The following is a 6220-nucleotide window of genomic DNA, read 5'->3' as shown; positions in this document are numbered from 1 at the left end:
CCGACGGCGGGGCCGGCGGGTCGGTATCGGCCAGCAGCTCGGCGGCGGGGCGGCCCAGGACGGCGGCGGGCGGGTGGCCGAGCAGGCGGCGGGCGCCCTCGTTCCACTCCGTCAGCGTGCCGTCGTCGCCGATGACGGCCCGGGCCGTCGCCGCCTCGTCGAACGGATAGACCCGGCTCATCGTCGACGCTCCCAAGCGCACACTCACAGTGATCAGGTGGCACCACCCGTGCCCCAGCGTAGTGCTTCAGGCGGGCCCCTGAACGCCGGGCCGGGCCGCCTGGCCGACCGGTCGAACACGGTTGCGGGCATGGTCAAGGGGGAGATCCGGCCCATCTGTGACCGAGGGCGGCCGTACGGGTCAGAACCCTTGACGATCGTGTGTGGCTCACCGTCAGAATCTGTTTGTTCACGATCAGTTGTGAGTACTTCTGGGCCCTGATGAGAGAGAGCCGCCCATGACCGTCACGCGCAGATCGGTTCTGGTCACAGCCGCGGCAGCGCCCGCGACCGGAACGCTCCTGAGCATCCCCGCCCCGGCCGCGCACGCCGCCGAGGCGTCCGCCGCCGGGGGACGCCACACCGTGCCGCTGCGCGACGGCTGGCGCTTCGCCCTGGTCGACCCGGGCGGCCTCACCGACCCGACCGGCGCCTATGCCCGCGCCGCCGACCCCGACCACGACGACGGCGACTGGCGCGAGGTCGCCGTACCCCACGACTGGAGCATCGAGCAGACCCCCACGACCGAGCACGGCACCACCAGCGGCACCGGCTTCTTCCCGGGCGGCCTCGGCTGGTACCGGCTCGCCTTCACGCTCCCGCCGGCCTGGGCCGGCAAGCGCGTCTCGGTGGAGTTCGACGGCGTCTACATGGACGCGTACGTCCACTGCAACGGCACCCAGGTGGGACATCACCCGTACGGGTACACCGGCTTCGCCCTCGACCTCACCGATCTCGTGCACACCGACGGCACCACCCCCAACGTGCTCGCGGTCAAGGTGCAGAACCAGCTGCCGAGCAGCCGCTGGTACTCCGGCAGCGGCATCTACCGCGAGGCCCGCCTGGTGATCACCGAACCGGTGCACGTGGCCCGCTGGGGCACGTACGTCACCACCCCGGAGATCTCCGCGGACCGGGCGCTGGTCCGGGTGCGGACGACCGTGCGCAACGCGTCCGGCGCCGGCGCGGAGGTGGAGATCCGTTCCCGGATCACCGACCCCGACGGCCGGACCGTCGCCCGTACGGCGGGTACGGCCGCCGTCGCGGACGAGGCCGCCGTGACCCACGAACTCACCGTCCCCGAGCCCCTGCTGTGGGACTTCGCGACCCCGGAGCACCGCTACACCCTGCACACCGAGCTGCGCGTCGGGGGCCGCACCACCGACACCTGCCGCACGTCCTTCGGCATCCGCACGTTCCGCTTCGACCCCGACGAGGGCTTCTCCCTCAACGGCAGCCACACCAAGATCAAGGGCGTCGACCTCCACCACGACCAGGGCGCCCTCGGCGCGGCGAGCAGCATCGACGCCGTGCGCCGGCAGATGCGGATCATGAAGTCGATGGGCGTCAACGCCCTGCGCACCTCCCACAACCCGCCCTCGCCGGAGATGATCCGGGTCTGCGAGGAGCTGGGCATCGTGATGATGGTGGAGGCCTTCGACTGCTGGCGCACCGGCAAGACGAGATACGACTACGGCCGGTTCTTCGACGAGTGGTGCGAGCGGGACGCCACCGAGATGGTCCTGGCCGCCCGCAACTCGCCCGCCGTGCTGCTGTGGTCCATCGGCAACGAGATCCCCGACTCCACCTCCACCGCGGGGCTCGCCATGGCGGACCGGATCATCGGCGCGATCAAGGCCGCCGACGCCACCCGGCCGCTGGTCATCGGCTCGAACAAGTACCACAGCGTGCCCGCCGCCGGCTCCCCGGCCGACCGCATGCTCGCCAAGCTGGACGGCCTCGGCCTGAACTACAACACCGCCAAGTCGGTCGACGCCCTGCACGCCACGTACCCGCACCTCTTCCTCTTCGAGTCCGAGTCCTCCTCCGAGACCTCGACCCGCGGCACCTACCAGGAGCCGGAGCACCTGAACACGGGCGAGAACCACACGCCCGGCAAGCGGGAGGTCTCCTCGTACGACAACAACCTCGCCTCCTGGACGATGAGCGGCGAGTACGGGCACAAGAAGGACCGGGACCGTAAGTGGTTCGCGGGCCAGTTCCTGTGGTCCGGCATCGACTACATCGGCGAGCCGACCCCGTACGACGTCTTCCCGGTCAAGGCGTCCTTCTTCGGCGCGGTGGACACGGCCGGCTTCCCCAAGGACATGTACCACCTCTTCAAGAGCCAGTGGACGACCGAGCCGATGGTCCACCTGCTGCCGATGAGCTGGAACCACCGGGAGGGGGAGACCGTCGAGGTCTGGGCGTACGCCAACGTGCCCTCCGTCGAGCTGTTCCTCGACGGAAAGTCCCTCGGCGTCCGGGAGTTCGACGTCAAGCGGACCACCGACGGCCGCACCTACCTGGAGACCACCGAGCCCACCGGTGACGACAAGACCTTCACCGACGGCCCCTACCCGGGCAGCTACACCAGTCCCAACGGCAGCGCGGGCAAACTCCACCTGACCTGGAAAGTGCCGTTCCGGCCCGGCGAGCTGAAGGCGGTGGCCCGGCGGGACGGCAGGGTCGTCGCCACCGACGTGCTGCGTACGGCCGGCGCCCCGCACGCCGTACGCCTCACCGCCGACCGCACCTCGCTCGCCGCCGACGGCCGCGCGCTCGCCTTCGTCACCGCCGAGATCGTCGACGCGCACGGCGTGGTCGTGCCCGACGCCGGGCACCTCATCGCCTTCGACGTCAGCGGCGGCTCCCTGGCCGGCGTCGACAACGGCCGCCAGGAGAGCGCCGAGCGCTACCAGGCGAGCACCCGCACCGCCTTCCACGGCAAGGCCCTCGCCATCGTCCGGTCCGGCACCGTGGCCGGCACCCTGAAGGTCACCGCCCGGGCGGCCGGCCTGCGCCCGGACACGGCCCGGCTGCGCACCACCCCGGCCCGCCCGGCCGCGACCACCGCACCCGCCGTCTTCCGGCCCGACCATCCGGCGCCGCCCGACTACCCCCGCGCGGACGCCAGTTACTCCGGCCGCCCGGACACCCTGCCCGCCGCGATGCTCGACGGCGACCCGGCCACCGGCTGGTCCAACGCGTTCGTCAAGGCGGCGACCGCGCTGCTGCCCGCGTTCCGCGGGGCGCGGGCCGAGGACTGGGTGTCGGTCGACTTCGGGCGCACCCGGACCTTCGACCGGGTGGCGGTCTCCTTCACGGTCGACGCCGGCCACACCCTGCCCGCACGGGCCGAGGTGGCGGTGTGGGACGGGCACGCCTACACCCCGGTGACCGGTGCGCGGGTGGACTGGGCCGACGCCTCCGACAGCCCGACGGTGATCACCTTCGACGCGGTGCGCGGCTCACGGCTGCGGCTGACGCTCACCAGCGCGTACCCCGGCGAGGCCAAAGGGGCGGTACGGATCAGCAGGCTGGACCTCTGATCCGTCTCTGGCGCCCCGGCATCGCGGCGGCCGGCCCGGCGGGCGTACTCGCCGCGGGCTACTGAGCCGCCTGACGCCGGGTGCGGGGCCCGAGCGTCAGGATCCTGCCCTCACAGCAGTGTCGGTTGCAGCGCGCCCTCGTGCGTGAGCAGCCACCGCTTGTGCTCGACGCCGCCCGCGTATCCGCGCAGCGAGCCGTCCGCGCCGATCACCCGGTGGCAGGGGCGGAGCAGCAGCAGGGGATTCGCGCCGAGGGCCCGGCCGACCGCGCGCAGCTCGGACCGGGGCAGGCCGAGCCGGGCGGCCAGTTCGCCGTACGTGCTCGTCGTGCCGTACGGGATGTCGTCCAGGGCCTGCCACACGGCCCGCTGGAACGGGCTGCCGGCGGGGGAGAGCGGCAGCTCGAAACGGGTCAGGCGGCCCGCGAAGTAGGCGTCCAGCTGCCGGTGCGCCGCGGCGAAGAGCCGGTCGTCCCGGTCCTCGGCACGGACGGCGGGCGTGCCCCGCTGCCCGGGCAGGAAGAGCGCGGTGAGCGTGAGGTCACCGGCCGGGGACACGGATCCGGTCAGCAGCAGGTCGCCCAGCGGGCTCGGACGGACGGTGTGAACGGTGTGCGGCTGCATCGGTGCTCCTGCGGCTCGTGCCGTGCTGTCGAGGTGTTCCGTGCAGTCGAGTCTGCCGCGCCGCCCGCCGCGTCACCGGCGGGAATCGGACAGGGCTCTCGGCTCCGGTCGGTACCGCATGAGATCACCCCTGACCTGCGGGTATTTACGCCTGAGTACCTGCGCGGTACCGTGTGGGGCATGCCAGCTCTCAATGTGGAGTTCAGCGAACGGGAACTAGAGGACCTGCGGCAGATCGCCAAGGAGCGCGGTACGTCGATGAAGGCCCTCGTGCGCGAGGCCGCCGCCGCCGACATCGCCCGGCACCGGGCCTTGCAGGAGGGCGCGGAGGCGTTCCGCCGCTTCTTCGCCGGCCACGCCGAGGAGTTCGCCGCCGCCTTCCCGGACGACGAGCGCCCCGGCACGGGCAAGGCCGCCTGAGTGATGCCCTCCGTCATCCACATCGACGTCCCGTGGCTGCTCCAGCGGCATGAGGAGGTCCTGCCCGACCAGCCCGCCGTGGACGACTTCTCCGCGCTGGTCGCCGCCGTCGCCCGGCACCGGGTCGACCCGCCCCGGCTCGGCGTGGACTCCGACCCGGCCTGGCGCGCCGCCGCGCTGCTGCACACCCTCGCCGTGCTCAAGCCGCTGCCCGCGGCCAACGCCCGGTTCGCCTGCGCGACCGCCGTGGCCTACATGTTCGTCAGCGGTGTCGGCATCGACCCGCCCTACGGCGCCCTCGTCGACCTGGCCCGCGACCTGATCTCCGGCAAGACCGACGTGTACGGCGCCGCCGACCGGCTCCGCTCCTGGCAGATCTGACGACCGCGCGGTGACCGGCCCCGCCCCGGCCGGCGGGGGAAGCCGCCGGGGACGCCGGCCGGGGACGGGGCCATCCGGGGAGGACCGGCTCCCAGTCCACTACCGGGCCGCCCGCTCCGGGAGCGTGCGAGGACGGCCGGTGCGTGCGCACCCTTCACACGGGGCGCATGCGGAATCCGGCCGCCTTTCCGCCAAGCCCTGGCAACCGCCCTGCCCCTGACTTCCCTTCACGTACGGCGATGTCGTCCGTGCGCCTTGTTGCTCGTGTGGAAGGTGTGCAAGGGTTTCGAGCGCGGTGAAGTTCCGCTCGCACCACGCGCCAGAAGGAATCCGCTCCGTGCTCACCCCCCACCCCCCTCGTCCTCCCTATCCGCCGTCCGGCGCCGAACCCGGGGAATCCGACGAGTTCCTCGCCGGCCCGCTGCGGGCCGGCTCCGACGCGGAGGCCTCCCGGTCGGCCGCCCTCCTGATGGCCCGGCACTGGCAGCCGGCCCAGGAGTACGCGGTCATCTGCCTGGCCGCCGCCGGACCCCTCGCCCACATGGTCACCGCCACCGCCTTCCACCAGGTCCTCGGCCGGCTGGCGCTCGGCGAACCCGCGGACGCGCTGCGGCCCCGCCTGCTGGTGGCCGTCCGGGACACGGTCGTCAACTGGTCCGGCACCGACCGGATCACCGCCGTACTCCCCGGACTCGGGAAACCCGCCGGAGGCCGCGGGATGCGCACCGCGCAGACGCTGATACCGGAGAACCGCGCCCTCTCCGACCGCGCGTTCCACGCCCTTTCCCGGCTGGAACAGGCCCTGCTGTGGCACACCGAGGTCGAGGCCGAGCCGCCGCAGGTGCCCGCCGGACTGCTCGGTGTGGACACGCAGAGCGCGTCGGCCGCGCTCGAACAGGCCCGGGAGAGATTCCGCGAGGGCCTGGTGCGCGCCCACCGGGAACTCGCGCCCGGCAAGGAGTGCCGCTACTACAACCGCCTGCTCGACGCCCCGATCCGCAGGGGCGGCGCGCTGCTGCCCGACGTCCAGGAGCACCTGGCCGGCTGCGCCTACTGCCGGCACGCGGCCGAGCAACTGGGCCACGTGGACGCCGCCTTGGGCGTGCTGCTCGCCGAGGCCGTGCTCGGCTGGGGCGCCCGCCGCTACCTCGACACGCGCCCCGGCCGCCGCCCGGGCCCCGCCCGCACCCGCACCGGCTCCCGGCGCTCCGGCGGACGCCGGCGCGGCGGCGGGCGGCGCCGGGC

General features: G+C 73.3%; 5 protein-coding genes and 1 pseudogene. 4 read left to right on the top strand and 2 right to left on the bottom strand.

The features are described from left to right. On the bottom strand, positions 1-181 hold a 181-nt coding region (locus CCN44_RS17300), incomplete at its 3' end, for a PAS domain-containing protein (RefSeq protein ID WP_143649815.1). A gap of 277 nt (positions 182-458) precedes the next feature. Here CCN44_RS17300 and CCN44_RS17295 point away from each other — a divergent pair. Then, positions 459-3551 carry a glycoside hydrolase family 2 TIM barrel-domain containing protein gene (locus tag CCN44_RS17295; protein ID WP_086698164.1) on the top strand — a complete coding sequence of 1031 codons (3093 nt, stop codon included), beginning with the start codon at positions 459-461 and terminating at the stop codon, positions 3549-3551. 110 nt (positions 3552-3661) lie between these two features. Here CCN44_RS17295 and CCN44_RS17290 read toward each other — a convergent pair whose 3' ends face one another. Further along, positions 3662-4174, bottom strand: a complete 513-nt coding sequence (locus tag CCN44_RS17290) for a methylated-DNA--[protein]-cysteine S-methyltransferase (protein WP_059246800.1) — start codon at positions 4172-4174, stop codon at positions 3662-3664. A gap of 180 nt (positions 4175-4354) precedes the next feature. Between CCN44_RS17290 and CCN44_RS17285 the strand changes: the two genes are divergently transcribed. The 3 genes and pseudogenes from CCN44_RS17285 to CCN44_RS17275 form a co-directional block, all read left to right on the top strand. Then, the gene (locus tag CCN44_RS17285; RefSeq protein WP_059246801.1) at positions 4355-4594 is read left to right on the top strand and encodes a hypothetical protein; all 240 of its coding nucleotides are present in this window, start codon (positions 4355-4357) and stop codon (positions 4592-4594) included. Between the two features lie 3 nt (positions 4595-4597). Beyond that, positions 4598-4975 carry a hypothetical protein gene (locus tag CCN44_RS17280; protein WP_030739759.1) on the top strand — a complete coding sequence of 126 codons (378 nt, stop codon included), beginning with the start codon at positions 4598-4600 and terminating at the stop codon, positions 4973-4975. Between the two features lie 337 nt (positions 4976-5312). Further along, positions 5313-6220, top strand: a pseudogene (locus CCN44_RS17275) (hydrolase); the annotation flags it as partial.

The organism is Streptomyces tricolor, from assembly GCF_002155905.1.
Taxonomy (GTDB): domain Bacteria; phylum Actinomycetota; class Actinomycetes; order Streptomycetales; family Streptomycetaceae; genus Streptomyces; species Streptomyces tricolor.
This window is presented reverse-complemented; position numbering and strand designations above follow the sequence as displayed.